Source organism: Pseudomonas phoenicis (assembly GCF_047302395.1).
Taxonomy (GTDB): Bacteria; Pseudomonadota; Gammaproteobacteria; order Pseudomonadales; family Pseudomonadaceae; genus Aquipseudomonas.
Window position 1 is genome coordinate 1,445,144 of sequence record NZ_CP154852.1, and the last position, 26,862, is coordinate 1,472,005.

General features: G+C 63.9%; 26 protein-coding genes. 6 read left to right on the forward strand and 20 right to left on the reverse strand.

Annotated elements, in window-relative coordinates; translation table 11 throughout:
* Positions 1-168 precede the first annotated feature (168 nt).
* From AA0Z93_RS06535 to hslO, 9 genes are all read right to left on the reverse strand, one after another.
* The gene (locus AA0Z93_RS06535; RefSeq protein WP_413045868.1) at positions 169-1,047 is read right to left on the reverse strand and encodes a transporter substrate-binding domain-containing protein; all 879 of its coding nucleotides are present in this window, start codon (positions 1,045-1,047) and stop codon (positions 169-171) included.
* Positions 1,044-1,817 (reverse strand): amino acid ABC transporter ATP-binding protein, encoded by a 774-nt coding sequence (locus tag AA0Z93_RS06540; RefSeq protein ID WP_413045867.1) that lies wholly within the window; start codon positions 1,815-1,817, stop codon positions 1,044-1,046. The genes AA0Z93_RS06535 and AA0Z93_RS06540 overlap by 4 nt, the downstream gene beginning before the upstream one ends.
* Positions 1,814-2,473 carry an amino acid ABC transporter permease gene (locus AA0Z93_RS06545; RefSeq protein WP_413045866.1) on the reverse strand — a complete coding sequence of 220 codons (660 nt, stop codon included), beginning with the start codon at positions 2,471-2,473 and terminating at the stop codon, positions 1,814-1,816. Before AA0Z93_RS06545 ends, AA0Z93_RS06540 begins: the two co-directional genes overlap by 4 nt.
* Positions 2,454-3,119: an amino acid ABC transporter permease gene (locus tag AA0Z93_RS06550; RefSeq protein ID WP_413045865.1), complete on the reverse strand. Its 666-nt coding sequence runs from the start codon at positions 3,117-3,119 to the stop codon at positions 2,454-2,456. Before AA0Z93_RS06550 ends, AA0Z93_RS06545 begins: the two co-directional genes overlap by 20 nt.
* A gap of 396 nt (positions 3,120-3,515) precedes the next feature.
* The gene (locus AA0Z93_RS06555) at positions 3,516-4,301 is read right to left on the reverse strand and encodes a MetQ/NlpA family ABC transporter substrate-binding protein (protein WP_413045864.1); all 786 of its coding nucleotides are present in this window, start codon (positions 4,299-4,301) and stop codon (positions 3,516-3,518) included.
* Positions 4,302-4,497: 196 nt separating this feature from the next.
* Entirely contained in the window at positions 4,498-5,433 is a 936-nt protein-coding gene (locus AA0Z93_RS06560) for a sigma 54-interacting transcriptional regulator (protein ID WP_413045863.1), read from the reverse strand.
* Positions 5,434-5,498: 65 nt separating this feature from the next.
* Positions 5,499-6,080: an alpha/beta hydrolase gene (locus AA0Z93_RS06565; protein ID WP_413045862.1), complete on the reverse strand. Its 582-nt coding sequence runs from the start codon at positions 6,078-6,080 to the stop codon at positions 5,499-5,501.
* Between the two features lie 356 nt (positions 6,081-6,436).
* Complete coding sequence (locus tag AA0Z93_RS06570) at positions 6,437-7,978, reverse strand: phosphoenolpyruvate carboxykinase (protein ID WP_413045861.1); 1,542 nt, start codon at positions 7,976-7,978, stop codon at positions 6,437-6,439.
* A 182-nt stretch (positions 7,979-8,160) separates the two neighbouring features.
* A complete protein-coding gene (gene hslO / locus AA0Z93_RS06575) occupies positions 8,161-9,060 on the reverse strand; it encodes an Hsp33 family molecular chaperone HslO (RefSeq protein ID WP_413045860.1) in 900 nt (299 codons plus the stop codon).
* A gap of 118 nt (positions 9,061-9,178) precedes the next feature.
* On the opposite strand from hslO, the gene AA0Z93_RS06580 reads away from it, so the two are divergent.
* Positions 9,179-9,979, forward strand: coding sequence for a phosphatase PAP2 family protein (locus AA0Z93_RS06580; protein WP_413045859.1), 801 nt, complete (start codon positions 9,179-9,181; stop codon positions 9,977-9,979).
* Positions 9,980-10,039: 60 nt separating this feature from the next.
* Here the strand turns inward: AA0Z93_RS06580 and AA0Z93_RS06585 are convergent, their stop codons facing one another.
* Positions 10,040-10,441, reverse strand: coding sequence for an RNA-binding S4 domain-containing protein (locus AA0Z93_RS06585; protein WP_413045858.1), 402 nt, complete (start codon positions 10,439-10,441; stop codon positions 10,040-10,042).
* Between the two features lie 109 nt (positions 10,442-10,550).
* Here AA0Z93_RS06585 and AA0Z93_RS06590 point away from each other — a divergent pair, with 109 nt between their 5' ends.
* Both AA0Z93_RS06590 and rimK read left to right on the forward strand, forming a co-directional pair.
* Entirely contained in the window at positions 10,551-11,033 is a 483-nt protein-coding gene (locus AA0Z93_RS06590) for an ATP-dependent zinc protease (protein WP_413048334.1), read from the forward strand.
* Positions 11,030-11,935, forward strand: coding sequence for a 30S ribosomal protein S6--L-glutamate ligase (gene rimK, locus AA0Z93_RS06595; RefSeq protein ID WP_296266703.1), 906 nt, complete (start codon positions 11,030-11,032; stop codon positions 11,933-11,935). The genes AA0Z93_RS06590 and rimK overlap by 4 nt, the downstream gene beginning before the upstream one ends.
* 137 nt (positions 11,936-12,072) lie before the next feature.
* On the opposite strand, the gene AA0Z93_RS06600 is transcribed toward rimK, so the two are convergent.
* Together AA0Z93_RS06600 and ompR are read right to left on the reverse strand one after the other, a co-directional pair.
* Positions 12,073-13,386 carry an ATP-binding protein gene (locus AA0Z93_RS06600; RefSeq protein ID WP_413045857.1) on the reverse strand — a complete coding sequence of 438 codons (1,314 nt, stop codon included), beginning with the start codon at positions 13,384-13,386 and terminating at the stop codon, positions 12,073-12,075.
* 124 nt (positions 13,387-13,510) lie between these two features.
* Positions 13,511-14,251, reverse strand: a complete 741-nt coding sequence (ompR, locus tag AA0Z93_RS06605) for a two-component system response regulator OmpR (RefSeq protein ID WP_413045856.1) — start codon at positions 14,249-14,251, stop codon at positions 13,511-13,513.
* Positions 14,252-14,480: 229 nt separating this feature from the next.
* Between ompR and AA0Z93_RS06610 the strand changes: the two genes are divergently transcribed.
* From AA0Z93_RS06610 to AA0Z93_RS06620, 3 genes are all read left to right on the forward strand, one after another.
* Positions 14,481-16,805, forward strand: a complete 2,325-nt coding sequence (locus AA0Z93_RS06610; protein WP_413045855.1) for a Tex family protein — start codon at positions 14,481-14,483, stop codon at positions 16,803-16,805.
* Between the two features lie 220 nt (positions 16,806-17,025).
* Positions 17,026-18,618: a glutamate--cysteine ligase gene (gene gshA / locus AA0Z93_RS06615; RefSeq protein ID WP_413045854.1), complete on the forward strand. Its 1,593-nt coding sequence runs from the start codon at positions 17,026-17,028 to the stop codon at positions 18,616-18,618.
* The gene (locus AA0Z93_RS06620) at positions 18,618-19,244 is read left to right on the forward strand and encodes a TetR/AcrR family transcriptional regulator (protein ID WP_413045853.1); all 627 of its coding nucleotides are present in this window, start codon (positions 18,618-18,620) and stop codon (positions 19,242-19,244) included. Before gshA ends, AA0Z93_RS06620 begins: the two co-directional genes overlap by 1 nt.
* Before the next feature lie 43 nt (positions 19,245-19,287).
* Here the strand turns inward: AA0Z93_RS06620 and AA0Z93_RS06625 are convergent, their stop codons facing one another.
* From AA0Z93_RS06625 to AA0Z93_RS06660, 8 genes are all read right to left on the reverse strand, one after another.
* A complete protein-coding gene (locus AA0Z93_RS06625; protein WP_027595183.1) occupies positions 19,288-19,503 on the reverse strand; it encodes a TOBE domain-containing protein in 216 nt (71 codons plus the stop codon).
* A gap of 37 nt (positions 19,504-19,540) precedes the next feature.
* Positions 19,541-20,353 (reverse strand): aliphatic sulfonates ABC transporter ATP-binding protein, encoded by an 813-nt coding sequence (ssuB, locus tag AA0Z93_RS06630; protein WP_413045852.1) that lies wholly within the window; start codon positions 20,351-20,353, stop codon positions 19,541-19,543.
* Positions 20,350-21,147: an aliphatic sulfonate ABC transporter permease SsuC gene (ssuC, locus tag AA0Z93_RS06635; RefSeq protein WP_413045851.1), complete on the reverse strand. Its 798-nt coding sequence runs from the start codon at positions 21,145-21,147 to the stop codon at positions 20,350-20,352. The genes ssuB and ssuC overlap by 4 nt, the downstream gene beginning before the upstream one ends.
* Before the next feature lie 10 nt (positions 21,148-21,157).
* Positions 21,158-22,306 (reverse strand): FMNH2-dependent alkanesulfonate monooxygenase, encoded by a 1,149-nt coding sequence (gene ssuD / locus AA0Z93_RS06640; RefSeq protein WP_413045850.1) that lies wholly within the window; start codon positions 22,304-22,306, stop codon positions 21,158-21,160.
* A 57-nt stretch (positions 22,307-22,363) separates the two neighbouring features.
* On the reverse strand, positions 22,364-23,329 hold the full coding sequence (locus AA0Z93_RS06645) for a sulfonate ABC transporter substrate-binding protein (RefSeq protein ID WP_413045849.1): 966 nt from the start codon (positions 23,327-23,329) through the stop codon (positions 22,364-22,366).
* An 85-nt stretch (positions 23,330-23,414) separates the two neighbouring features.
* A complete protein-coding gene (ssuE, locus tag AA0Z93_RS06650) occupies positions 23,415-24,008 on the reverse strand; it encodes an NADPH-dependent FMN reductase (protein WP_413045848.1) in 594 nt (197 codons plus the stop codon).
* Between the two features lie 187 nt (positions 24,009-24,195).
* Positions 24,196-24,834, reverse strand: a complete 639-nt coding sequence (locus AA0Z93_RS06655) for a peroxiredoxin (RefSeq protein ID WP_413045847.1) — start codon at positions 24,832-24,834, stop codon at positions 24,196-24,198.
* A 404-nt stretch (positions 24,835-25,238) separates the two neighbouring features.
* Positions 25,239-26,552, reverse strand: coding sequence for an OprD family porin (locus AA0Z93_RS06660; RefSeq protein WP_413045846.1), 1,314 nt, complete (start codon positions 26,550-26,552; stop codon positions 25,239-25,241).
* Positions 26,553-26,862: the final 310 nt, after the last annotated feature.

Consider the following 26,862-nt stretch of genomic DNA (forward strand, 5'->3'; position numbering starts at 1 on the left):
GGCTTGAATAGGGCCGGCTGTGCCGGCCATCGGCTAAACCGGAGCGCCGAACCGGCCGATCTCACTGTGGTTGTGCGGGCCGGTGTGACAGTACTGTAGGAGCGGCTTCAGCCGCGATGGCCGGCGCAGCCGGCCCAACCGCCGCAGCGCACTATCCTTCAGCCGCTATCACCCCTGCCACTTACCCCCTTCGACGATCACGCTTTCCGGCTTGGTATCGTCGCTCAACTCCTTGCGCACATACTGGTCGTACAGCTTGAGCAGAAACTTCTCCTCGCCCAGCTTGGCCAGCTCGGCATTCACCCAATCACGCAGCTCCGTATTGCCCTTCTTGACCGCCGGCGCGATCGGCGCTTCGTCGCCCAGCAACTGCGGCAGCACGCGATACCCTGGGTTCTGCTTGGCCCAGCTGAACAGGATCAGGTTGTCCTGGGCATAGGCATCGCCACGGCCGTTGGCCAGCGCTTGCAGCGACTCGCTGTTCTTTTCGAACTTGAGCAGTTTCCAGTCGGGATGGTGCTTGGTCAGCCAGATATCGGCCGTGGTGCCGGTGGTGACGATGGTGGTCTTGTCGGCCAGGTCGTCCAGGGATTTCACCGGGCTGCCGTCGGCGACCAGGGCCTGCACCGCCACGCGCAGGTTGGGGTTGGTGAAGTCCACCGCTTCCTTGCGCTCCGGGGTGACGGTCATGTTGGCCAGGATCAGATCGACTTTGTCGCTTTGCAGGAACGGGATGCGGCTGGCCGGTTCCACGGCCACGAACTCGACCTTGTTCTCGTCGCCGAGCAGGTCCTTGGCCAGACGCCGGCCGATGTCGGTGTCGAAGCCTACGTAACGGCCCTTCTCGTCGACGAAGCCGAACGGCGGTTTGTCGGTGAAGACACCGACGATCAGCTTGTCGCGGGCCTTGATGGTCTCCAGGTAGCTGGTCGAGGCAGCCGGCTTGGCCGCAGCCGCAGTATCGCTTGACGCCGGTTTGTCGCAGCCGGCCAGCAGGGCCAGGCCGAGCAGCGAGAGCAGCAGTTTGCTGAAGGGGGCAGTTTTCATGACAGTTCCTTGTGTGGTGTCTTCGGCAGGCTTTCGACAAAGGAGAATTTGTCCAGGAACTGCTGCGCGCGTGCGGTTCGCGGTTGGCTGAAGAAGCTCTCGGGGTCGCTGTGTTCAAGGATCCTGCCGGCCTCCATGAACAGAATGCGGTCGGCCATCGCACGGGCGAAGGCCATTTCGTGGGTGACGATGAGCAGGGTCATGCCGTCGCGGGCCAGGCCCTGGATCACCTGCAGCACTTCCTTGACCATTTCCGGGTCCAGGGCGGCGGTGACCTCGTCGAACAACATCACCTGCGGGTTCATGCACAGCGAGCGGACGATGGCGATGCGCTGCTGCTGGCCGCCCGACAGTTGCCGGGGAAAGGCGTCGCGTTTGTCCAGCAGGCCGACCCGGGCCAGCAGCGCTTCGGCCTGCGCCAGGGCCTCGGCACGCGGACGCCGCTGTACCTTGAGCGGGCCGAGCAACAGGTTGTCGATCACGCTCATGTGGCCGAACAGGTGATAGCTCTGGAACACCATGCCCACCCGCTGGCGCACCTGACGCCAATCGGTGCCGGGGCGCAGCAGCTCCTGGCCGTCGAGGCGCAGGCTGCCGCTGTGGGCCTGCTCCAGGCCATTGAGGCAACGCAGCAAGGTGCTCTTGCCACAGCCGCTGGGGCCCAGAATCACCACCACCTCGCCGGCCTGCACCTGCAGGTCGACATCCTTGAGCACCTGGTGCTCGCCGAAGAACTTGTTGAAACCCTGGAATTCGATCAATGCGCTCATGCGTGGGCCCAGCGCCGTTCCAACGCGCGCGAGGCGGCGGAAAGCGGATAGCAGACGAAGAAGAAGAACAGAAACAGCACGCCGTAGATCAGCACCGATTCGTAGGTACGCTCGATGATCTGCTGGCCGGCCTTGATGACCTCGACCACGCCGATCAGCACGGCCAGGGAACTGGTCTTGACGATGCGCGTGTAGATGTTGATGGTCGGCGGGGTCATGCGCTTGAGCGCCTGGGGCAGCAGCACGAAAGCGTACAGCTGTGGCCCCGACAGCCCGATGGACAAACCCGCCTCGCGCTGGCCGCGCGGCAGCGAGGTCAGCGCGCCGCGCACCACCTCGCCGATTTCGCTGGCGCCCCACAACCCCAGCACCAGCACTGCGCACCAGAAGCTCGGAATGCTCAAGGCGAAGAAGATCGGCAAGCCGAAGAACACCAGGTACAGCCAGACCAGCACCGGAATGGCGCGAAACAGCTCCAGATACACCTGCAAGACGATGTTCAGCCAGCGCCTGCCCAGTGTCGCCAGCACGCCGTACAGCACGCCGCCCAAGGTCGCGAAGACGATGCCCAGGGCCGAGATGGCCAAGGTCTGCGCCGCGCCCCTGGCCAGTTGCGGCAGGGACACCAACAGCAACTCAACTGCCGAACTGGCCATGTTGCAACCTCCTTTCGACATGGCGCAGCAGCAGCGACAGGGGCAGGAACAGCAGCAGGCACAGCAGCGTCAGCACTGTGAGCATTTCGTAGGTCTTGTAGTACAGGGCGATGTAGTTCTTGGTCGTGTAGAGGATTTCCGGCACCGCCACCGCCGAGACCACGGTGGTTTCCTTGAGCAGGAAGACGAAGTTGGCGAACAACGCCGGCAGGCTCAGAATGCCCGCCTGCGGCAGGATCACGTGGCGCAGCAGCTGGCCTTCGGACAGGCCGATCGAACGGCCGGATTCGAGCTGCGCGCGCGGCACCGCCTCGACCCCGGCGCGCAGCACCTCGGTGAGGTAGGCGCCGCCCATGAAGGTCATGGTGATGATCGCCGCAGTGAAGCCCGACACCTTCACGCCCAGGCTGGGCAAGGCGAAGTAGACGAAGAACAGCTGGATGAGCAGCGGCGTGTTACGCGCCAGCTCCACGTAGCCTTTGACCAGACGTCCCAGGTACGGCGTACGCAGGACCAGGATCGCCGCGTTGAGCACAGCCACCAGCAACGAGGTGCAGATGGCGATGAGCCCTACCTGCAAGGTGACACCGACGGCGCTGAAGAAGGCTGGCAAGGTGCTGAGCACGAAGGCGGTATCGAACGTCATGGCAGGCGTCTCGACACACGTTGGATGGGGTACGGCATGGCAGGTATTCCAGAAGCGGCGCGAAGGTGGCTCGGCATCGCGAGTAATCGTGGGAGCGGGCCGATGGGCACCGTGGAGTAGACTCTAAAGGCATAAGAATTTTTTTATAAATACCTTTATCGCATATCCATATCGCCTGGATCTCGCTATTGAAATTGCCTTTCCACGTCTGATGCCGGCCAGCTGAGCAATCAAGGCTGCTTGGCAGCCCCAAGTATCACCACACCCTCTTTCGCCTTGAGCTCACACCTCCAAGTGCATGGCTCTACCCCGCTTTCAAGCCGCTCGAACCGCCACAAACGAAAACGCCGACGCAAAAGCGTCGGCGTTGTCCACAGGCAGGTTCGAACCGGCGAATCAGAATGCCGGCAATACCGCGCCTTGATATTTCTTCTCGATGAAAGCCTTCACTTCCGGGCTGGTCAATGCCTTGGCCAGTTTCTGGATGGCGTCGCTGTCCTTGTTGTCGGGGCGCGCCACCAGGAAGTTGACGTAAGGCGAGTCGCTGCCTTCGATGACCAAGGCGTCCTTGGCCGGGTTCAGACCCGCTTCCAGCGCGTAGTTGGTGTTGATCATGTCCAAATCGACCTGGTCCAGCACGCGCGGCAGCATGGCCGATTCCAGTTCGCGGAACTTGAGGCCCTTCTTGTTCTCGGCGATGTCTTTGGGCGTCGCCAGAGCGTTGGTCGGGTCTTTCAGGGTGATCAGGCCGGCCTTCTGCAACAGCAACAGGGCGCGACCGCTGTTGCTGCCCTCGTTGGGGATGGCGACGGTAGCGCCCTGCTTCAGCTCGTCCAGGCTCTTGACCTTTTTCGAGTAGCCGCCGAAGGGTTCGACGTGTACGCCGACCACGGTTTCCAGGTGCGTGCCTTTGCCTTCGTTGAAGCTCTTGAGGTACGGCAGCGTCTGGAAGTAGTTGGCATCCAGGCGCTTCTGGTCGACCTGCACGTTGGGCTGGACGTAGTCGGTGAAGACCTTGATCTCCAGGTCCACACCCTCTTTGGCCAGGGTCGGCTTGATCAGTTCGAGGATCTCGGCATGCGGGATCGGCGTGGCGGCGACCACCAGTTTCTCGGCGGCACTGGCAAGGCCGGCGAACGACAGAGCAGCGGCCAGGGCCGTGGTCAACAGGGTCTTGTTCATAGTGTTCCTTAAACGATCGATGACCATCGACGATGGCGGAGTCAGATACCGACCCGAAGCTGCGGGCGGCGTGAAGCGGAAGATACCGGGATTACTTATGCCTTCACAATCTATTTCAACCAGCCTTTTATGCCAAAAAAGCACAGCTTTATAACCGCTTTCACATACCCAAGCGCTAGAGCACTCGGCCGCTGCCTCAGCCCAGCGCCGCCAGGGCCTGGGCCAGGGTTTCGCGTAGACGTGCCAGCGTCTGTGGCTCACGGCTGCGCGCGATTTGCGCGGCATTCGTGGCCAACGCCGTGATCGGATCGTGCCGGGTCAGACCCAGGTCCTGAGCTTGGATTTCATCGTCGCTGCTGGTCAGCAAAGCGAAATGGATGACGTTTTCCAGCTCGCGGGTGTTGCCGGGCCAGTCGTGGGCTTCGAGTGCCAGTTGCGCCGCTTCGCTGAGCAGCGGCAAGGGCCGGTCCAGCCGCGCGCTATAGATGCCGACGAAATACTCGGCCAGCGGCAGAATGTCGCCCACTCGCTCGCGCAGGGCCGGCAAGACCAGCTCGCCTTCGTGCAGATACCGGTACAGGCCTTCGTTGAAACGGCCGGCGCGCACGGCGCCGGCCAGTTCGATGCTAGAAGCCGCCACCAGGCGTACGTCGACCGCTTGTGGCTGCTGCGCACCGACCCGGGTCACCTCACGGTTTTCCAGGGCGGCCAGCAGCTTGCCCTGTATGGCCAGGGGCAGGTCGGCGATTTCGTCCAGGTACAGGGTGCCGCCGTTGGCCGAGCCGAACCAGCCGGCACGTCCACTGGCGGTGCCACCCTGGCTACCGGCGCGGTAGCCGAACAGCTCGGCATCGGCATAGGTGGGGCTGATCGCAGCGCAGTTGACCGACACGAACAGCCCGCTGCGATCGCTGGCCCGATGCACGTGCCTTGCCAGCAGCTCCTTGCCGGTGCCGGTCTCGCCACGGATCAGCACCGGCACGGGCAGCGGCGCCAGACGCTCGAGCTGCTCACGCAGCTGCTGGGAGCGGGCATCGACGAACACCAGCGCCTTGGCGCGGATGCTCAGCGGGCTCTTGTCGAGTTCGGGAAAGGTCAGCAGCGGCTGGCCGAACGTATGTTGCAGGCTCATGGAGGTGCTCCAGGCAGACGCTCCGTACACGGCGCCTGCGGCGATGCGGAAGATGGCGGCGTCGTTCAGGCGCGGCGCAACAGGCGTTGCTCGGCGCGGCCCTGAAGACGGTAAAGAAAGGCGAAGCCCTGCTCCCAGCGCTCGTGGCCGGACTTGACGTTGATGTGCCCGGCGCCGGGTAACAGCCCCATCTCGGCGCCCCAAGCCTGGGCCAGAAACACGGCGCGTGGCACGCTGACCGCCGCGTCGTTGTCGGCGCTCACCACCTGGGTGGCGAACGGCAGGCGCTGCAACGGAATCGGCGCGAAATTGCGCAATGCCGGCGCGCAACCGTCGCGCTCGACGTCGGCCGGCGCCACCAGCAAGGCGCCACGCACCTGTTGCAGCAGCCGGGCATCGGCTTGGGCGGTCCAATGGGCCACGGTGACGCAGCCCAGGCTGTGGGCCACCAGAATCACCGGCGAAGCATCGGCGAGGATGGCCTGCTCCAGCGCGGCGACCCAATCGTCGCGTTGCGGCGTGACCCAATCGGCCTGCTCGACTCGGTTGCTGTTGGGCAAAGTGCGCTGCCAGTGGCTCTGCCAATGGTCGTCTGGCGATCCTTGCCAGCCCGGCACGATCAAGTAGCGGATCGTTTCGTTGCGCATGGGGAGACTCCCTGGAATGTGGCGATTTCGGGGGAGTATAAAGCTGCTTTTATATACTTAAAGGAATAATGGGCTATTTATTAATAACCAGAATATCTATTTGAGAATGTTCGTCGTCAATTGGGAGGTTTGGGCTGGATATGAAGAAGCTACCTCGAAGGGCGGGATGCTATGTATTTGAACGACTAGGGCCGCCCTGCGGCCTATCGCGGCTGAAGCCGCTCCTACAGGGTAAGTGTTTCCTGTAGGAGCGGCTTCAGCCGCGATAGGCCGCAGGGCGGCCCCAATGAACATCACTTCGGCTCAACCGACTGGCATCGCCTCGAGGGACGGCTCTCTTCCAGCGCTGACGCGCCTTACAGCTGAGGGCCTGCCGCGACGATGGCGTCGGAGACGTCGAACTTCTTGAAGTTCTCGACGAACAGCTTGGCCAGGCCTTTGGCGGCCTCGTCGTAGGCCGCTTGGTCAGCCCAGGTGTTGCGTGGGTTGAGCAGCTCGGTATCGACGCCCGGAACGGCTTTCGGCACGTCGAGGTTGATGGTGGCGACGTGCTCGGTTTCGGCACCGATCAACGCACCGCTCTGGATCGCAGCGATCACGGCGCGGGTGGTCGGGATGTTGAAACGCTTGCCCACGCCATAGCCGCCGCCAGTCCAGCCGGTGTTGACCAGGTAGACCTTCGAACCGAAGCCGTTGATGCGCTTGATCAGCAGCTCGGCGTACTCGCCTGCCGGACGCGGGAAGAACGGTGCGCCGAAGCAGGTGGAGAAGGTCGACTTGATGCCGCTGCCCGAACCCATTTCGGTGGAACCGACCAGTGCGGTGTAGCCGGAGAGGAAGTGGTAGGCCGCCTGTTCGTTGTTGAGGATCGACACGGGCGGCAGTACGCCAGTCAGGTCGCAGGTCAGGAAGATCACGGCGTTGGGTTCGCCGCCCAGGTTCTGTTCCGAACGCTTGGCGACGTGTTCCAGCGGGTAGGCCGCGCGGCTGTTCTGGGTCAGGCTGACGTCGGTGTAGTCGGCGTGCTTGGCCTCGTCGATGATGACGTTTTCCAGTACCGCGCCATGCTTGATGGCTTTCCAGATGACCGGCTCGTTCTGCTCGGACAGGTCGATGCACTTGGCATAGCAACCGCCTTCCATGTTGAACACCACGCCCTCGCCCCAGCCGTGCTCGTCGTCACCGATCAGGTAACGACTTTCGTCAGCCGACAGTGTGGTCTTGCCGGTGCCCGACAGGCCGAAGAACAGCGTCACGTCGCCGTCTTCGCCGATGTTGGCGGCGCAGTGCATGGGCAGCACGTCGGCGGCCGGCAGCAGGAAGTTCTGCACCGAGAACATGGCTTTCTTCATTTCACCGGCGTAGCGCATGCCGGCGATGAGGACTTTTTTCTGCGCGAAGTTGATGATCACGCAACCGTCGGAGTTGGTGCCGTCACGCTCGGGCACGCACTCGAAGTTGGCGACGTTGAGCACTTGCCATTCGTCGCGGCCCGCCGGGTTGTACTGCTGCGGGTTGATGAACAGGCAACGGCCGAACAGGTTCTGCCAGGCGGTTTGCGTGGTCATCTTGACCGGCAGGTAGTGCTCGGCGGAGGCCCCTACGTGGACGTAGGAAACGAAGTGGTCCTGGGCATCGTTGAAGGCCTGCACGCGGTCCCACAGGGCATCGAACTTGTCGGCCGGGAACTTGCGGTTGATCGGGCCCCAGGCAATGGCTTCTTGCGTGGAGGGCTCTTCGACGATGAAACGGTCAGCCGGCGAGCGGCCAGTACGGTGGCCGGTTTCCACAACCAGCGCGCCTGTATCGGCCAGCACGCCTTCACCGCGGGACAGCGCTTCTTTTACCAGGTCATCGACGCTCAGGTCGGTGTGCACGGTGTTGTTGGCTTGCGTCATGAGGCTTCCTCATCCGGCCCGAGGCCGAGTGCTCCGAACGTTTTTGTAGTCGTCTGTAAATAACTACTACAGTGGAAAAAAGTGGCCGGATTATGCCAGAAACGCCCAAAAAAAGTAGACCCCTCCTGTCAGAACGGGGGTTTAGCGCAATTCGACAGGAGAATGTCTCGGGCTTAAACGTTTCAGTGGCGAGTTTCTGAGGGGGTCTCGGTGCCGCCACCGTGGAACAGCTGCTCCACGTCGCTGATGTCGAAGACGTAACGCTCGTTGCAGAACTGGCAATCGACCTCCACCTGCCCACCGCACTCCTGCGCCAAGGCCAAGGCGTCGGCTTCGCCCAGGCTCGCCAATGCATTGCCGGAACGTTCGCGCGAGCAGCTGCAATGGAAGCGCAACGGCTGACCGTCGAACAGGCGCACGGCATCTTCGTGGAAGAGGCGGTGCAGCAAGGTTTCGTTGCTCTCGGCCCATTCCTCGGCCTTGAGCGTGCTGGCCAGGGCCAGAGCGTGCTGCCAGCTTTCCTCGCGCTCTTCGTCATCGGGCTGACGATCCATCGGCAGTTGCTGCAGCAACAAGCCACGGGCCTTGCCCTGGCTGGCGTCGAGCCAGAAGCGGGTGTTGAGCTGCTGCGACTGCAGGAAGTAGTTGGTGAAGCATTCGGCGATGTCGGCGCCGTCGAGGTCGACCGTGCCCTGATAGCGCTGGCCCTTGATCGGGTCGATGGTCAGCGTCAGGTGCCCGTCGGGCATCAGCTCGGCCAGGGACGCCTGCGCCGGGATCTGCTCGGCTTCGTAGCGGGCGACCCCGCGGATCTCGTGCGCGCTCGAGCACTCGACCATCAGCAGCGGAATCGGGCCTGAAGAGCGCGCTTGCAGGATCAACAGGCCGTCGAACTTCAAGGCGCCGATCAGCAGGGCCGTGGCCGCCATCAGTTCGCCGAGCAAGGCTGCGACCGGCGCAGGATAGGCATGACGGGCCAGCACCTGGGCGTAGCTGTCGTCGAGCGATACCCATTCGCCGCGAATGTCGCGGTCGTCGAAAAGGAAACGCTGGGTGAAATCGGTGTCAGGCATATCGCTCATAAATTCCGCAGTTCGGCTATCTGAAAATAATGTCAAAATATTGTGAAGCGGAGGAAATCCCGCCACCGAGCGCTGTCACAAGCGCTCTCATTTTTTGCTGCTGATTAGAAGGTATCTTATGGACAATCAACCACTGTTCCAAGCCAGGTGGCGTTGGGGCCCATTGGCAGCCTGCACCGCGCTGCCCATTGCCTTACTGTGTTTCTGGTTGTGGCCGTTTGGCCAGATCCTTTGCCTGACTTTCGACGAGTGGCTGTTCCACACGCTCAACGCACCGTTGGCGGACAACACTACCTGGCGCCTGATCTGGACCGTAGGCAGCCTGCGCCCCTTCGACATCGTCGTGGGCCTGATCATGCTGGCGCTGCTGATCCGCGGTGATTGGGTGTTCAGGGCTTTCCAGGTACGCGAAGCCTTCTTCGGCTTTCTGGTCACCCTGCTCCTGTTAGTGGTGATTCGTGCGCTGTTTTCCAAGTGGGTCGACGCCATGGGTTGGCAACACGAGAGCCCGTCGATGCAGTTCGACAGCGCCGTGCACCTGAGCGACTACTACCCGAACCTGGAAAAATCCTGGGAGCTCAAGGACCGGTCGAGCAAGAGCTTCCCCGGCGACCACGCCTCGGTGCTGCTGATCTGGGCACTGTTCATGAGCCTGTTCGCCCGCCGTTCGCTGCACCATGTGGCGATCTGGGCCTTGGCGCTGCTGTTCATGATGCCGCGCCTGGTCGCCGGTGCCCACTGGGGCCAGGACGACTACATCGGCGGTCTGTTGATGGCCGTACTGGCCCTGGGCTGGAGCTGCTTCACCCCGCTCGCCGCAAGGGCCAGCGCGGCCCTGGTGCGCTGGACGGCGCCGCTGTTCCGCGGCTTGCAGAAACTGCCGCTGATCAGGGGCATGAGCATCGTCAACCGCGTCTGAGGCTCGCAGGCGGGGCGCTGCGGCATCGCCGTCCCGCTTGGCTCGCCACTGCCAGTCGCGTCAGTCGAAATGGCCGTGCAGTTGGTGGATCTGCCGCCGCTGTTTCTTGTTCGGCCGCCCGTCGGTGGTCATGCCCACGGCGCCTGCCTTGCGCAGTTCGGCGGCCTTTTCGCGCTGGCGGATGCTCTCTTCGGTTTCCTCGTACAGCGTTTGCGCCTCGGGCGCGCCACGGCGCACCGCCGACAGCGCCTTGACCACTACGGTCTTTTCGTCGAAGCCCATGCGCAACACGAACTGATCGCCAACACGCGGTTCCTTGCCCGGTTTGCAGCGCTCGCCACGGCAGTGCACCTTGCCGCTTTCGATGGCGGCCTTGGCCAAGGCGCGGGTTTTGTAGAAACGTGCGGCCCAGAGCCATTTGTCGAGGCGAACTTTGTCGTCGTCTTCGGCCTTGTTCGTCATCTTTTTCCCTCTAACTCTTTGGTTCGAAGAACTGTACTACCTTCACTTGCGGATGCAAAAAGTCCGTACGGTGCTTACAGTGCAGCACCTTATCCGCAGGGCGTGCTTCGTGAAGACATTTGACCATCTGAGTGTGATCGGCCTGCGCGAGTGGGTCGCCTTGCCGGGCCTGGGCGTCGCCGGCCTGCGGGCCAAGATCGACACCGGCGCCAGCACTTCCAGCCTGCATGCCACCGAGATCGAGCCGTTCGAGCGCGACGGCCAGCCATGGGTGCGTTTCATCGCCCATCTGGGCACCCTGGAACGCCAGCGGCATCACCCGTGCGAAGCACCGCTGGTGTCGATCAAACGGGTCAGAAGCTCCAACGGCCACACGCAAACGCGCTACGTCATTCGCACCTCCCTGGCCCTGGGCGATCGGCTATGGGAAGTGGAGTTCACCCTCACCTGCCGCAAAAGTATGCGATATCGACTTTTGATTGGCTCGAAAGCCCTCGTGCACGGTCAATTGGTAGTGAACCCAGGATTGAAATACGTTCAGGACAAACCGGCCTATCCGGCCGCTACTTTCCCCGCCACAGGTGTCGCATGAAGATCGCCGTGCTTTCGCGCAATCCGCGTCTGTATTCCACCCGCCGTCTGGTCGAGGCTGGCACCCAGCGTGGCCATGAGATGGTGGTCATCGATACGCTCCGTGCGTATATGAACATCGCCAGCCATAAACCGCAGATCCACTACCGGGGCAAGCCCCTGGAAGGCTTCGATGCGGTCATCCCGCGCATCGGCGCGTCGGTGACGTTCTACGGCTGCGCGGTATTGCGCCAGTTCGAGATGATGGGGGTCTATCCGCTGAACGAATCGGTGGCCATCGCCCGCTCGCGCGACAAGCTGCGTTCGCTGCAACTGCTGTCGCGCCGCGGCATCGGTCTGCCGGTCACAGGCTTCGCCCACTCGCCCGACGACATTCCCGACCTGATCCAGATGGTCAACGGCGCGCCGCTGGTGATCAAGGTGCTCGAGGGCACCCAGGGCATCGGTGTGGTGCTGTGCGAAACCACCAAGGCTGCCGAATCGGTGATCGAAGCCTTCATGGGCTTGAAGCAGAACATCATGGTCCAGGAGTACATCAAGGAAGCCGGTGGCGCCGACATCCGCTGCTTCGTGGTGGGCGACAAGGTCATCGCCTCGATGAAGCGTCAGGCCAAGCCCGGGGAGTTTCGCTCGAACCTGCACCGCGGCGGTGTGGCCAGCCTGATCAAGATCACCCCCGAAGAGCGCATGACGGCCATTCGCGCGGCCAAGGTCATGGGCTTGAGCGTGGCCGGGGTCGACATCCTGCGCTCCAACCATGGTCCGTTGGTGATGGAGGTCAACTCTTCGCCCGGCCTGGAAGGTATCGAGGTCACCACCAGCAAGGACGTGGCCGGCATGATCATCGAGCACCTGGAAAAGAACGGCGGGCCCAACCAGACCCGCACCAAAGGCAAAGGCTGAAAACGACGGGAGCCGATACGGGTCGTAGTGCCGGTCAGTTAAGCCGAAACAGTGTTAATTTGGGCCGCCTTGCGGCCCTAGCCGCTTGAATGAACAGCATTACGATACGTATCGGGCCTTTTCATTGCCGCAGCGGATCAGACAGCGTTGCGTGGCAGCATCAACCCCAGGGGTAAACGCACCCGCGCTTCGATACCGCCGCCCGAGCGATTCCGCAGCTCGACATTGCCGCCATGCTGCGCGGCGATCCGCTTGACGATGGCCAGCCCCAGGCCGGTGCCCTTGCCGCCCCGCGCCCGGTCGCCACGGATGAACGGGTTGAAGATGCTTTGCAGTTCCGATTCGTCGATGCCGGTGCCGCGGTCGAGCACGCTCAGCACCACATAAGGCGCGCTGTGGTCGCCGGACACATAGGCCGCGACTTCCACGCCCTGCCCGGCATGATGCAGGGCATTGCCGATCAGATTGTCGAGCATGCGCTTGAGCGATATCCGCCGCAGCGGGAACGGCGGGATCGGCTCCAGGCACAGCCGCACCCGCTCCTCGGGTTGGTTGTAGGGGTCGACCACGTCGTGGATCAGGTCGTTGAGGTCCAGTTCTTCGACCGGCTCGTCGCGGCCGTCGCGGATGAAAGCCAGGAACTGATCGAGGATGGCGTCCATGTCTTCGATGTCGCGCACCATGTCGTCGGCCAGGTCGCCCTCCGAGCCCATCAGCGACAACGACAGGCGCAACCGCGTCAGCGGTGTGCGCAGGTCGTGGGAGACTCCGGCCAGCATCAGTTCGCGCTCGCGCCCGGCTTGTTCGACGTCTTCGGCCATCTGGTTGAACGAGCGATAGACCTCGGCCATTTCGCTGGGCGTGTCGCTGATCGGCAGGCGCACGCTGCGCCCCTGGCCCAGTTGCCGGGCGGCGAACACCAGGCGCTTGAGCGGCTGGTTGAGCTGACGCACGAAGATCCAGGCCGATGCCGTGGACAACAGGCCGATGGCCAGGAACCAACCGAGCACGTTCCAGATCTTCTGCCCGCGCAGCGGATGCGGGTACAGCGGCACCTTGAGCCAGCCCGGCCCCAGGCTCGGCGCGTTGACCCACAGCGCGGGCGGCGCGTGGATGCGCAGCCGCACCTCGGTGTCGTCGCCCAGTTCGGCCTGCATCTGGCGCTGGTAGATTTCGCTGTACGGCCAGTGTTGCTCGCCCTCGGGCACCCCGGCCCCGGTCACGCGGATCAGCCCGGCCGCTTCGGCGATGCGGTCGCGGTTCTCTTCGTCCGCCGCCCAATACGCGCGCAGGGTCAGGGCCACACCGTGGCTGTACTGGCGGTCGACCAGCACGTCCTCGTTCATCAGCAGGTACACCAACGTCAGCGCCTTGGAGAACAGCACGACGATCAGCACCAGCCAGAGGGTGCGGGAGAAGAAGCTTTGCGGGAACCAGAGGGGCGTTTTCATCGGTACGACTACTGTGGGACAAGGCCGAGACGCGCTCGACGAAATGGCAGGATGGATGCAGACGCAAGCAGGGCGACCCCTGGGGATCGCCCTGCTACTGGACCGTCGCCCTGCCGGCGGCGCTTCATTTGCCGGCGTTGCCGTCCGGCACGAACACGTAACCTACACCCCAGACCGTCTGGATGTAGCGCGGCTTGGACGGGTCGGGCTCGATCATGCGGCGCAGGCGCGAGATCTGCACGTCGATGGAGCGCTCCAGCGCATCCCATTCACGGCCACGGGCCAGGTTCATCAGCTTGTCGCGGGTCAGCGGCTCGCGGGCGTGCATGACCAGCGCCTTGAGCACGGCGAACTCGCCGGTGGTGAGCATGTGGGTCTCGTCGCCGCGCTTGAGCTCGCGGGTGGCCAGCGACAGCGCGTAGTCGCCGAAGGTGACGGTTTCGTCTTCGCTGCCTGGCGCGCCCGGCACGCTGGGCGACTGCCGGCGCAGCACGGCCTTGACGCGGGCGACCAGCTCGTCGGGGTTGAACGGCTTGGCCAGGTAGTCGTCGGCGCCCAGCTCCAGGCCCTTGATGCGGCTCAGCTCGTCGCCTTTGGCGGTGAGCATGATGATCGGGATCTGATTGTTCGAGGCACGCAGCCGACGACAGGCCGACAGACCGTCTTCGCCGGGAAGCATGAGGTCGAGCACCACCAGGTTGAAGACTTCGCGCGCCAGCAAGCGGTCCATTTGCTCGACATTGGGCACCGCACGCACGCGATAGCCCTTGCTGGTGAAGAAACGCTCGAGCAGGCTGCTCAGCCCGGGATCGTCATCGACGATGAGAATCTTCTCGCCTTCAACGTTGTTTGCAGTGCCACTCATGGATAGCTCCTCTGTTGTCGGCGCGCATTATGGCGTAGCCACTAAAGCCACGTGCTCGGTGCATTGTTAACAGATTTTTCCCCAGGTGCCACTTCCCCGTCTCGGGCGCTGGCCCGAGGCTATCACCGCACGCTGGACGCGATGGGTATAATGCGCCGCTTTCATCGCAGCGGCCGGCGCCGGGCGCCTTTCGCGGCCTTCAGTATTCACACATTGTCAGGTGGTTTTCATGGACAGCATCAACAGCCGTATCGCCGAGGAACTGGGCGTTCGCCCACAACAGGTCGAGGCGGCCGTGGCCCTGTTGGACGAAGGCTCGACGGTGCCCTTCATCGCCCGTTACCGCAAAGAAGTCACCGGCAGCCTCGACGACACCCAGTTGCGCCACCTCGACGAACGCCTGCGCTACCTGCGCGAGCTCGACGAGCGCCGTGCCAGTATCCTGTCCAGCATCCAGGAACAAGGCAAGCTGACCCCGGAGCTGGCCCGTGACATCAACCTGGCCGACACCAAGACGCGCCTCGAAGACCTCTACCTGCCCTACAAGCAAAAGCGCCGCACCAAGGGCCAGATCGCCCTGGAAGCGGGCCTCGGCGAGCTGGCCGACACCCTCTACGACGATCCGCAACGCGGGCCGGAAAGCGAAGCGGCCCGCTTCGTCGACGCGGACAAAGGCGTGGCCGACGTCAAGGCCGCCCTGGACGGCGCCAAGTACATCCTCATGGAGCGTTTCGCCGAAGACGCCGCGCTGCTCGAGAAGCTGCGCACCTTCCTCAAGCAGGAAGCGGTGCTCAGCGCCCGTCTGGTGCCCGGCAAGGAAGAGGAAGGCGCCAAGTTCCGCGACTACTTCGCCCACGACGAAGTGCTGCGCAACGTCCCCTCGCACCGCGCCCTGGCGATCTTCCGCGGACGCAACGAAGGCGTGCTGGGCGCGGCGCTGAAAGTCGGCGAAGAGCTGCCCGGCACGCTGCACCCGTGCGAGCTGATGATCGGCCAGCACGTCGGCATCGAGCAGCAGGGCCGCCCGGCCGACAAATGGCTGGCCGAAGTGGTGCGCTGGACCTGGAAGGTCAAGCTCTACACCAGCCTGGAAACCGACCTGCTCGGCGAGTTGCGCGAGAAGGCCGAAAGCGAGGCGATCAGCGTCTTCGCCCACAACCTGCACGACCTGCTGCTGGCCGCCCCCGCCGGCCCGCGCACCACCCTGGGCCTGGACCCGGGCCTGCGCACCGGCTGCAAGGTGGCCGTGGTCGATGCCACCGGCAAGCTGCTCGACACCGCCACCGTCTACCCGCATGCGCCGCGCAACGACTGGGACCGCACCATCGCCGTGCTGGCCGCGCTGTGCGCCAAGCACTCGGTGGAACTGCTGGCCATCGGCAACGGCACCGCCAGCCGCGAGACCGACAAGCTGGCGGCCGACCTGATCAAGCTTTACCCGGCCCTGAAAATGACCAAGGTCATGGTCTCCGAAGCCGGCGCCTCGGTGTATTCGGCCTCGGAACTGGCCGCCCGCGAGTTCCCCGACCTGGACGTGTCGATCCGTGGCGCGGTGTCCATCGCCCGCCGCTTGCAGGATCCTCTGGCCGAGCTGGTGAAGATCGACCCGAAATCCATCGGTGTCGGCCAGTACCAGCACGATGTGTCGCAATTGAAGCTGGCGCGCGGCCTGGACGCGGTGGTCGAAGACTGCGTGAACGCCGTGGGCGTGGACGTCAACACCGCCTCGGTGGCGCTGCTCACGCGCATCTCCGGGCTCAACGCCACCCTGGCGCAGAACATCGTCGCCCACCGCGACGCCAACGGCCCGTTCGCCACCCGCGCGGCGCTGAAGAAAGTCAGCCGTCTGGGCGAGAAGACCTTCGAGCAGGCCGCGGGCTTCCTGCGCGTGATGAACGGCGACAACCCGCTCGACGCCTCGGCGGTGCACCCGGAGGCCTACCCGCTGGTGCAGCGCATCGCCGCCAACACCGACCGCGACATCCGCTCGCTGATCGGCGACAGCGGCTTCCTCAAGCGCCTGGACCCCAAGCGCTTCACCGACGAGACCTTCGGCCTGCCGACCGTCACCGACATCCTCCAGGAACTGGACAAGCCCGGCCGCGACCCGCGCCCGGAATTCAAGACCGCGACCTTCCAGGACGGCGTCGAAGACCTCAAGGACCTGCAACCGGGCATGATCCTCGAAGGCGTGGTGACCAACGTCACCAACTTCGGCGCCTTCGTCGACATCGGCGTGCATCAGGACGGCCTGGTGCACATCTCGGCGCTGTCGGAGAAGTTCGTCAAAGACCCGCGCGAAGCGGTCAAGGCGGGTGACGTGGTCAAGGTCAAGGTCATGGAAGTGGACATCCCGCGCAAGCGCGTGGGCCTGTCGATGCGCATGGGCGATACCCCCGGCGAGAAGGTCGACGGCCCGCGCGGCGGCAACCGTGGCAGTGCCGGCAACCGCCCGCAGCAGGCGCCGCGCCCGCGTGAAACCGCCACCCCGGCACCGGCCAACAACGCCATGGCGTCGCTGTTCGCCAATGCCCGGCAACTGAAGAAGAAGTGACCCTCGACGCCGACGTGCCAGCATGCGACAGGCACGTCGGCGACGCGTGGGGAACCTTCTTCTGCCGCTAGCTCACCAACGGGTATCTACGGTACTTTTCGAGGGTACGCCCGATGGTGCTGGGGCACTGCTGGAACACGTAATCAGGCGACCACGCCAGTTCCTTTTTACCTACCCTTGTAGACCGTCACCTCTACCCCCATATTGGGGCGACTGACGCGTGAAGGAATTCATCTTGAGCGACCTCCTCAACCGCCGCCTGAGCCTGCTCGGCGCCAATCTTCCTCTGCTCGCGCAGTGCCTTCACGGCATCGAACGTGAATGCCTCCGGGTGACCGCCGACGGCCGCCTGGCCCAGACGCCGCACCCGCACACCCTGGGTTCGGCGCTGACCAACGAGCAGATCACCACCGACTACTCCGAGTCGCTGCTCGAATTCATCACCCCCGCCCTGGCCGATCCGGCCCAGGTGCTGGACCAGCTCGAAGAGATCCACCGTTTCGTCTACACAAGGCTCGGCGACGAGTACCTGTGGAGCCCTTCGATGCCCTGCCCGTTGCCGACCGAGGAAAACATCCCGATCGCCGAGTACGGCACCTCGAACATCGGCCAGCTCAAGCACGTGTACCGCAAGGGCCTGGCCCTGCGCTACGGCCGCACCATGCAGTGCATCGCCGGCATCCACTACAATTTCTCCTTGCCCGAAGCCCTGTGGCCGCTGCTGCGCGCCGACGAGGGCAGCGCGCAAAGCGACCGCGATTTCCAGTCGCGCATGTACATCGGCCTGATCCGCAACTTCCGTCGCTACAGCTGGCTGTTGATGTACCTGTTCGGCGCCTCGCCGGCGTTGGACGCAGGCTTCCTGCGCGGCCGCGCGCACCAGCTCGAGACCTTCGACGCCAATACCCTGTACCTGCCCTACGCCACCAGCCTGCGCATGAGCGACCTGGGTTACCAGAGCGAAGCCCAGGCGTCCCTCACGCCGTGCTACAACGACCTGGAAAGCTACACCGACAGCCTGCGCCGCGCCGTGGCCACGCCCTATCCGCCCTACGTCGAGGTGGGCACGCACAAGGACGGCGAATGGGTACAGCTCAACACCAACGTGCTGCAGATCGAAAACGAGTATTACTCCAACATCCGCCCCAAGCGCGTCGCCTACACCGGCGAACGCCCGATCCAGGCCCTGGTCGCACGCGGCGTGCAGTACGTCGAAGTACGCTGCCTGGACATCAACCCCTTCCTGCCGACGGGCATCGACCTGCCGCAATCGCGTTTCCTCGACGCCTTCCTGCTGCTCTGTGCGCTGGACGACAGCCCACAGCTGACCAACGGCGAATGCGCACAGTGCTCGAACAATTTCCTCGCCGTGGTCAAGGAAGGTCGCCGCCCGGGGCTGGAACTGCACCGCGACGGCCAGGCGATCGCCATGAAGCAATGGGCCGACGAGCTGCTCGCGCGCATCGCGCCGTTCGCCAAGCTGCTGGACCAGAGCCAAGGCAGCGACGAGCATGTCAACGCCCTGGCCCTGCAACAGGCCAAGGTCGAAGATGCCTCCCTGACCCCATCGGCGCGTGTGCTGGCCGCCATGCAGCAGCACGGCGAAGGCTTCAGCGCGTTCTCCATGCGCCAGACCCTGGCCCACGCCGAGGCCCTGCGCAGCAAGCCGCTGGATGCCGAGCGCCAGCAGCACTTCGAAGCCCTGGCACGCAATTCCCTGGTCGAACAGACGCGCCTGGAGCAGGAGGAAGTCGGTGATTTCGACCTGTTCGTCGGCTCCTATCAGGCCAGCATCCTGGCCATCAGCACCTGATGAACCGCGTTGCGGGCCTGCGCCGGCCGCGGGCCAGCAGCCAGGCGAGGATCGAGACGATCCTCGCCGCGGCGCGCGAGCTGTTGTCCGAGCAAGGCGTCGGCGGTTTGTCGATCTACAGCGTGGCTGAACGCGCGCAGATCCCGCCTTCGTCGGTGTACCACTTCTTCGCCAGCGTTCCGGCCCTGCTGCAGGCCCTGACCGCCGATATCCACCGCGCCTTCCGCGCGGCCCTGCAAGCCCCCATCGAACCCGACACCCTGTACACCTGGCACGACCTGGCACGCCTGATCGAGCGCCGCACCCAGGCCATCTATGGCGAGGACGCCGCCGCACGCCAGTTGATCCTGGCCCAGCATGGCTTGAGTGAGGTGAGCAGTGCCGATCGGCAGCATGACGTGGAACTGGACGGCTTGATGCGGGCCGTGTTCGACCGGCATTTCCAGCTGCCGGCGCTGCCCGAGGACATGGACGTGTTCGCCTTGGCGATGGCGCTCAGCGACCGGGTCTATGCACGCTCGATCCAACTGCACGAACGCATCACGCCGCGCATGGCCGAGGAAGGGATGCGGGTATTCGAGGCGTATCTGGGCTTGTACCTTGCGCCCCACCTACCCAAACGCTAGCCACGCAGGCGCGGCCGGACCGGCCACGCCCACAGGCCCGCGCTCACAGTTTGGCGATGGACACTTCGGTCGATTTGACGAAGGCGATCACCTCGCTGCCTACCTGCAATTCCAGCTCGCGCACCGAGCGGGTGGTGATCACCGAGGTCACCACGCCGGAGGCGGTCTGCACGTCGATTTCCGACAGGACCGGGCCTTCGAGGATTTCCTTCACGGTGCCTTTGAACTGGTTACGGACGTTGATCGCTTTGATGGTCATGACGGTATTCCTTGAGTAGGGAAACAACGGGAGTGATTCAGAGCGCCCAACGCAACTGCGTGGGCAAAGGCGCGACAGGTTCTGCGGCAGGCTCGGCGCCCGGCAGCGACATGACGCGGTTCAACACTTCGCTTTCCAGCTCCGCCAGGCGCGGCGAGCCGTGCTGCCTGGGGCGTGGCAGGTCGATTTCCAGGTCCAGGCCGATGGCGCCGTCTTCGATGAGGATCACCCGGTCCGCCACGGCCACGGCTTCGTGGACGTCGTGGGTGACCAGCAATACGGTGAAACCGTGTTCGCCCCAGAGCCGCTCGATCAGTTGCTGCATTTCGATGCGGGTCAGCGCATCCAGCGCGCCGAGCGGTTCGTCGAGCAACAGCAGGCGCGGTCTGTGGATCAGCGCGCGGGCCAGCGCCACACGCTGCTTCTGGCCACCGGACAGCGCCGCCGGCCACTCGTTGGCGCGCTCTTCCAGGCCTACCGCCTGCAAGGCTTGCAAGGCCTGGGCGCGCCAGTCGCCGCTCAGGCCCAGGCCGACGTTGTCGATGACTTTCTTCCAGGGCAGCAACCGCGCCTCCTGGAACATCAGCCGGGTTTCCTCGCGGGCTTGGGCCAGTGGCGCGGCGCCGGCCAGCAATTGCCCGGCGGAGGGTTGGTCGAGACCGGCCAGCAAGCGCAGCAGGGTGCTCTTGCCGCAGCCGCTGCGCCCGACGATGGCGACGAACTGCCCGGCCGGAATCTGCAGGTCGATGCCTTGCAGCACGTCGCGTTGGCCGAAGGTCTTGCGCAGTTGCTGGACCGCCAGGGGAATGCCGCGCAGCAGCTGCGCCGGTTGTGATTCGAGCACGGTCATGCGCCCTCCTTCTTCTGCACTTGGTAGGCCGGATGCCAGCGCAGCCAGGCCCGTTCCAGGCCGCGGGCGGCGAGGTCGGCGAGTTTGCCGAGCACGGCGTAGAGCACGATGGCCAGCACCACCACGTCGGTTTGCAGGAACTCGCGGGCGTTCATCGCCAGATAACCGATGCCGGCATTGGCCGAAATGGTTTCGGCGACGATCAGGGTCAGCCACATGAAGCCCAGGGCGAAGCGCACGCCGACCAGGATCGACGGCAGGGCTCCGGGCAGGATCACCTGACGGAACAGGCCGAAGCCCGACAGGCCGTAGCTGCGCGCCATCTCCACCAGGGCCGGGTCGACGCTGCGAATGCCGTGGTAGGTGTTCAGGTAGATCGGGAACAACGTGCCCAAGGCGACCAGGAAGATCTTCGCCGACTCGTCGATGCCGAACCACAGGATCACCAAGGGGATCAACGCCAGGTGCGGCACGTTGCGGATCATCTGCACGGAGCTGTCGAGCAGGCGCTCGCCCCAGTTCGACAGGCCGGTGATGAAGCCCAGCACCAGGCCGATGCTGCCGCCGATGAAGAAGCCCAGCCCGGCGCGCCAGCCGCTGATGGCCAGGTGCGTCCAGATCTCGCCGCTGCGCACCAGCTCGACGCCGGCGCTGACCACCGCGCTCGGCGCAGGCAGGATGCGCGTCGACAGCCAGCCGGCGGTCACCGCCAGTTGCCACAGCGCCAGCAGCAGCACCGGCAGGGCCCAGGGCGCCAGACGCTGGGCGAGCGTGTTCGTAGTCGTTCGGCTCATGCTCGGCCCCTCAGCTCTGCGACGCGGCTTTGGGCAGGATGTCGTTGGCCACCATCTCGCCGAACGGGCTCACGTAGCCGCCCGCCTTGGGTTGCTCGGGGCGCTGCACGTCCAGATGCGGGAACAGCAATTCGGCGACCCGGTAGGATTCCTCCAGGTGTGGATAACCCGAGAAGATGAAGGTGTCGATGCCCAGCTCGGCGTATTCCTTGACCCGCGCCGCCACCGTCGGCCCGTCGCCGACCAGCGCGGTGCCGGCGCCGCCACGCACCAGGCCCACGCCGGCCCACAGGTTGGGGCTGACTTCCAAATTGTCGCGTTTGCCGCCATGCAGGGCGGCCATGCGCTGCTGGCCCACCGAGTCGAAGCGCGACAGGGACGCCTGGGCACGGGCGATGGTGTCGTCGTCCAGGTGCGCGATCAGACGGTCGGCGGCAGCCCAGGCTTCGGCGTTGGTTTCACGCACGATCACATGCAGGCGGATGCCGAAGCGCACCTCGCGGCCCTGGGCGGCGGCCTTGGCGCGCACCTGGGCGATCTTTTCCGCTACCGCCGCCGGCGGCTCGCCCCAGGTCAGGTACAGCTCGACCTGCTCGGCGGCCAGGTCCTGCGCGGCGGCCGAGGAGCCGCCGAAATACAGCGGCGGGCGTGGTTGCTGTACCGGTGGGTAGAGCAGCTTGGCGCCTTTGACCTGGATGTGCTTGCCGTCGTAGTCGACCGACTCGCCTTCGAGCACCTTGCGCCAGATGCGGGTGAACTCGACTGATGCCTCATAACGCTCTTCGTGGTTCAGGTGCAGACCATCGCCGGCCAGCTCGTCCGGGTCGCCGCCGGTGACCAGGTTGAACAGCGCGCGGCCGTTGGACAGGCGGTCGAGGGTCGCCGCCTGGCGCGCGGCCACGGTGGGCGAGATGATGCCGGGGCGCAGCGCGACCAGGAACTTCAGGCGCTGGGTCACCGGAATCAACGACGCGGCCACCAGCCAGGAGTCTTCGCAAGAGCGCCCGGTAGGGATCAGCACGCCGCCGAAGCCCAGACGGTCGGCGGCCTGGGCCACCTGTTGCAGATAGCCGTGGTCGACGGCGCGGGCGCCTTCGGCGGTACCCAGGTAATGGCCGTCACCGTGGGTGGGCAGGAACCAGAAAATGTTCAGGCTCATTGGAGCGGTCTCCTCAAGAGTGGCCCTGCCGACAGCGCGCCGCAGGGCAGGATCGAATCAAGGCGCAGTGGCGACCTTGGCAGGTGGGGTCCAGATCACGTCCTTGATGCTCAAGGGCTTGGGAATCAGCTTCAGGGCCTGGAAGGTGTCGGCGATCTTCTGCTGCGCGGCGACCACTTCAGGGGTGATCAACCGGGCACCGAAGCCTTGGCGCTCCATCGAAGTCAGGGTGATGTCGGCAGGCAGGCCCAGCAGCGGAGCGACCTGCGCGGTGACTTCCTGCGGATGGGCCTGGGCCCATTGGCCGACGCTGTTCACTTCTTCGACCAAGGCGCTGATCACGGCGGGATGCTGGTTCGCGTAGCTGCGCGAGGCCAGATAGAACTGGTGGTTGTCGACCAGCTTGTCGCCGTCGCGCAGGGTGCGTGCCTGCAGCTGTCGCTCGGCGGCAGCCTGGTACGGGTCCCAGATCACCCAGGCGTCGACGCTGCCGCGTTCGAAGGCGGCGCGGGCATCGGCGGGAGGCAGGTACACCGGCTGGATGTCGCTGTATTTCAGGCCGGCGTCCTGCAGGGCACGCACCAGCAGGTAGTGCACGTTGGAGCCTTTGTTCAAGGCGACTTTCTTGCCCTTGAGCTCGGCCACCGACTGGATCTTCGAATCCTTCGGCACCAGGATCGCCTCGCTATGCGGCGCGGGCGGCTCGTAGGCCACGTAGAGCAGGTCGGCGCCGGCGGCCTGGGCGAACACGGGCGGGGTTTCGCCGGTCACGCCGAAGTCGATCGAGCCGACGTTGAGCCCCTCGAGCAACTGCGGGCCGCCGGGAAATTCGTTCCACTGCACCTGGATGCCCTGCTCGGCCAGGCGCTTTTCCAGCGTGCCCTTGGCCTTGAGCAGTACCAGGGTGCCGTATTTCTGATAGCCGATGCGCAGGGTTTCGGCCTGGGCTTGGGTGATGACGCCGAAGGACACGGCCGCCGCAAACAGGGCGACCAGACCACGACGCAAGAAGACGGTGCGCATTGGCGCTCTCCTGTACGAGTGAGGTTCGGGTTGCACCTGCTTGCCCGTTGGCGGGCGAGTAAGGTGGAAAAACAGTGTGTGGCGGTCAGATGCTCCAGCGAGCGCTGATCAGCCGTTCGTTCAGCGCGCCTGGCGCGACCGGTCGCGGACGACGGGCCAACGCCTGGTGGAAGGTTTCCAGCGAATCCAGCAGGCGAGCCTGCAAGGCGCCGTCCAGGCGCACCGGGGTGTCGCCTTGTGCGTAGCCGATCTGGCTGTCGTCGGCGAAGATCCCGTGCAGGGTCTCCTGCGCCTTCAGTGCAGACAGCACCGGTTTGAGGGCGTAGTCCACCGCCAGCATGTGGGCGATGCTGCCGCCGGTGGCGATGGGCAGCACGATGCGGTGTTCCAGAGCACGTTCGGGCAACAGGTCGAGCAGGGTCTTCAAGGCGCCGGAGAACGAAGCCTTGTACACCGGCGTCGCCACGATCACGCCATCGGCCTCGGCCACGGTGTCTTGGAAGTGCTTGACCTGTGGGCTGTCGAAGCGGGCGTGGAGCAAGTCTTCGGCAGCGAAATCACGTACCTGGAACGTCACCACTTCGACGCCGCGCTCTTGCAACCAACGTTGCGTCTGCTCGAGCAGTACGCCTGTACGTGAGCGGGTGCTGGGGCTTCCCCCGATGGCGACGACTAACATGGCAACGCTTCCTCAAGTAGATGGTGCTGACGTTACCAGCCCGCGTATATATCTAGAAATCATATTTATTCATTTGGTTATTCTTTCAAGATCTATGCGACGCCGCGTTTCGCCCAAGCAAAAAAAAGGGCCGTTGAAACGGCCCGAAAATCCCTGTTTGGCTTGAAGCGGTACCACGGTGCAGCGATCAACGATCCGGTTGCGGGGTCAGGCGCAGGTAAGGTTTGACGGCGCGATAGCCTTTGGGGAAGCGTCGTTTGATTTCGTCTTCGTCCTTCAGCGAAGGCACGATCACCACGTCGTCACCTTGTTGCCAGTTGCCCGGCGTCGCCACCTTGTGGCTGTCGGTCAGTTGCAGCGAATCGATCACCCGCAGGATTTCGTGGAAGTTGCGTCCGGTACTGGCCGGATAGGTGATGGTCAGGCGCACTTTCTTCTGCGGGTCGATGACGAACAGCGAGCGTACGGTGAGGGTGTCGTTGGCATTGGGGTGGATCAGGTCGTAGAGGTCGGACACCTTGCGGTCGGCGTCGGCGATGATCGGGAAGTTGACCTGGGTCTGCTGGGTTTCGTTGATGTCGTCGATCCAGCGATGGTGGGACTCGGCCGGGTCGACCGACAGGGCAATCGCCTTGACGCCGCGCTTGTCGAATTCTTCCTTCAGTTTGGCGGTCAGGCCAAGTTCGGTGGTGCACACTGGGGTGAAGTCGGCCGGGTGCGAGAACAGCACGCCCCAGCTGTCGCCCAGCCACTCGTGGAAGCGCAGGTTGCCGAGGGTGGAGTCCTGTTCGAAATCGGGGGCGATGTCGCCGAGTTTGAGGCTCATGGAGGCGTTTCCTGTGCTGTTCTCTACCAGATGGAAAACACTTTGCCTGAACCCAAGTTAAATAAAAAAGAATCAATAAAGATTTGCTTATAGCTTTTGGCGATATAAAACTCGACCCGTAAAAAAGCCCTGCAGCGAGCACAATTCTGTTCGATTAAGCTGAGTCGCTGCCATTGGGGCTGCTCTGCAGCCCATCGCGGCTGAAGCCGCTCCTACAAGGAACGCATCTTCTGTAGGAGCGGCTTCAGCCGCGACGGCCGCATACCCTGTAGGAGCGGCTTCAGCCGCGATGACCGCATACCCTGTAGGAGCGGCTTCAGCCGCGATGGGCCGCAAAGCGGCCCTAGTCGCTTAGATGAACAGCATGATGCACCCGGCAGGGCTTTTCGCTTTCCAACTACGCCTTACAGGAAGTTGTAGGTGTAGTTGAAGATCAGACGGGTCTGGTCCTGGTCCGCCAGGGAGCTGGTGCCAGCACCGCGGTAGACACCGTGGCGCAGGCTGGTACCCAGGCCTTTGAGCGGGCCTTGCTGGATCACGTAGTCGATCCGCGCATCGCGTTCCCACTCGCTGAAGGTACCGTTGCCGTTGGCGTTCTTGCCGTCTTCGCCCTTGAGGTAGGAGACCGACGCCTTCAGGCCCGGAACGCCCAGGCCTGCGAAGTCGTAGGCGTACTGACCGAAGGTGGTGTTCTCACCGGCCTTGGCGAACTGGTTGATCATGCTGTCGGTGAACAGGTAGAAGCTCGAACCGCCCGCGCCTTCGTTGGCCAGGCTGCCCTGGTTGAGCCAGACGAAGCCGCCGTCGTCGTTGACGCGCTGGTGGCCCAACAGGAACGAGTTGCCGCCCAAGGTGTAGGTGAAGATCGCCGACCAGGTCTTGTTGTCGACCTCGCCTGGCGTCTTGCCGTAGCCGCCGTTGTTGTTGAAGCGGTAGCCGGCTTGGCCGTTCTTGCCATCGCTGCTGCTGTCGAACCAGCGCAGATCGGTCTTGAACGACTGGTCCTTGTCGATTTGATAGAGGTACGTCGCGCCGAGGAAGTGCTGTTTGTAGAAGTCTTCCAGGTTCGAGTAGTAGTACTGCAGGGTCAGGTCTTTGGTGAGCTTGTAGTCCAGGCCACCGTAACGGAATTTGTTGCTGTCTTCGGTAGCGCCGGCGACCGACAGACCCGTGTGGTTGCTCGACGCACGGCCCATGGCGTGGGTCAGCTGGCCGGCGTTGACGGTCAGGTTGTCGATTTCCTTCGACTGGATGGTGGCGCCTTCGAAGGTCTGCGGCAGCAGACGACCATCGTTCGAGACCAGGATCGGCAAGGCCGGTGCCAGCGCGCTACCGAAGTGCGCCTCGGTCTTGGAGAAGCGTGCCTTGGCGTTGCCGCCGATGCGCGACCACTGATCGACCGCCGAGCCATTGCTCTCGCTCGGGAAGAACGAGCTGTTGTTCGGGTGATAGCCACGGCCGCCGTCCAGGTGGATACCCCACAGGGCCTGAACGTCGACACCGAAACCGACGGTGCCTTGGGTGAAGCCGGACAGGTAGTCGAGCTTGAAGCCCTGGCCCGACTCACGGTTGTCGGCACCGCCGTCGCGGTTGTCGTTGTTGAAATACATGGTGCGCGAGCTGAGCGACAGTTTGCTGTCTTCGACGAAGCCCGCTGCGGCAGCCTGTTGCGCAAAAATCCCCAAGGTCACGGCCAGGGCCAGACTCGACTTGTACATGAAGTGCTCCTCTACGTTCTAATTTTTGTGCTTCGCGAAGGCCGGGTCTGTTGCCAGGCTCATCGTGGTTGGCGATTAGCGCCAAAGCATCCGGGCGAAGTCAATCGTTACAGATCGTTTCGCGACTTTGGTCTAATACGCCAATTGCGCTACAGAATAATGACAATCCAATAAAACCAGAACGCTTGTTACGATAATCGGTAAGATTTTTCTGGAATAAGGTCGGAACGCTTATAGAGAAGCGGTTTAAGCAAGAATTGATTTATTCCAAAAACTCACTACCACCGTCACTGTCCACGGCCACCTTGAC

Bases quoted from the DNA above. Each gene is read 5' to 3' on its own strand.
- AA0Z93_RS06535 (WP_413045868.1), bottom strand. From the start codon at position 1,047: ATGAAAACTGCCCCCTTCAGCAAACTGCTGCTCTCGCTGCTCGGCCTG.
- AA0Z93_RS06540 (WP_413045867.1), bottom strand. From the start codon at position 1,817: ATGAGCGCATTGATCGAATTCCAGGGTTTCAACAAGTTCTTCGGCGAG.
- AA0Z93_RS06545 (WP_413045866.1), bottom strand. From the start codon at position 2,473: ATGGCCAGTTCGGCAGTTGAGTTGCTGTTGGTGTCCCTGCCGCAACTG.
- AA0Z93_RS06550 (WP_413045865.1), bottom strand. From the start codon at position 3,119: ATGACGTTCGATACCGCCTTCGTGCTCAGCACCTTGCCAGCCTTCTTC.
- AA0Z93_RS06555 (WP_413045864.1), bottom strand. From the start codon at position 4,301: ATGAACAAGACCCTGTTGACCACGGCCCTGGCCGCTGCTCTGTCGTTC.
- AA0Z93_RS06560 (WP_413045863.1), bottom strand. From the start codon at position 5,433: ATGAGCCTGCAACATACGTTCGGCCAGCCGCTGCTGACCTTTCCCGAA.
- AA0Z93_RS06565 (WP_413045862.1), bottom strand. From the start codon at position 6,080: ATGCGCAACGAAACGATCCGCTACTTGATCGTGCCGGGCTGGCAAGGA.
- AA0Z93_RS06570 (WP_413045861.1), bottom strand. From the start codon at position 7,978: ATGACGCAAGCCAACAACACCGTGCACACCGACCTGAGCGTCGATGAC.
- hslO (WP_413045860.1), bottom strand. From the start codon at position 9,060: ATGAGCGATATGCCTGACACCGATTTCACCCAGCGTTTCCTTTTCGAC.
- AA0Z93_RS06580 (WP_413045859.1), top strand. From the start codon at position 9,179: ATGGACAATCAACCACTGTTCCAAGCCAGGTGGCGTTGGGGCCCATTG.
- AA0Z93_RS06585 (WP_413045858.1), bottom strand. From the start codon at position 10,441: ATGACGAACAAGGCCGAAGACGACGACAAAGTTCGCCTCGACAAATGG.
- rimK (WP_296266703.1), top strand. From the start codon at position 11,030: ATGAAGATCGCCGTGCTTTCGCGCAATCCGCGTCTGTATTCCACCCGC.
- AA0Z93_RS06600 (WP_413045857.1), bottom strand. From the start codon at position 13,386: ATGAAAACGCCCCTCTGGTTCCCGCAAAGCTTCTTCTCCCGCACCCTC.
- ompR (WP_413045856.1), bottom strand. From the start codon at position 14,251: ATGAGTGGCACTGCAAACAACGTTGAAGGCGAGAAGATTCTCATCGTC.
- AA0Z93_RS06610 (WP_413045855.1), top strand. From the start codon at position 14,481: ATGGACAGCATCAACAGCCGTATCGCCGAGGAACTGGGCGTTCGCCCA.
- AA0Z93_RS06620 (WP_413045853.1), top strand. From the start codon at position 18,618: ATGAACCGCGTTGCGGGCCTGCGCCGGCCGCGGGCCAGCAGCCAGGCG.
- AA0Z93_RS06625 (WP_027595183.1), bottom strand. From the start codon at position 19,503: ATGACCATCAAAGCGATCAACGTCCGTAACCAGTTCAAAGGCACCGTG.
- ssuB (WP_413045852.1), bottom strand. From the start codon at position 20,353: ATGACCGTGCTCGAATCACAACCGGCGCAGCTGCTGCGCGGCATTCCC.
- ssuC (WP_413045851.1), bottom strand. From the start codon at position 21,147: ATGAGCCGAACGACTACGAACACGCTCGCCCAGCGTCTGGCGCCCTGG.
- ssuD (WP_413045850.1), bottom strand. From the start codon at position 22,306: ATGAGCCTGAACATTTTCTGGTTCCTGCCCACCCACGGTGACGGCCAT.
- AA0Z93_RS06645 (WP_413045849.1), bottom strand. From the start codon at position 23,329: ATGCGCACCGTCTTCTTGCGTCGTGGTCTGGTCGCCCTGTTTGCGGCG.
- ssuE (WP_413045848.1), bottom strand. From the start codon at position 24,008: ATGTTAGTCGTCGCCATCGGGGGAAGCCCCAGCACCCGCTCACGTACA.
- AA0Z93_RS06655 (WP_413045847.1), bottom strand. From the start codon at position 24,834: ATGAGCCTCAAACTCGGCGACATCGCCCCCGATTTCGAACAGGACTCC.
- AA0Z93_RS06660 (WP_413045846.1), bottom strand. From the start codon at position 26,552: ATGTACAAGTCGAGTCTGGCCCTGGCCGTGACCTTGGGGATTTTTGCG.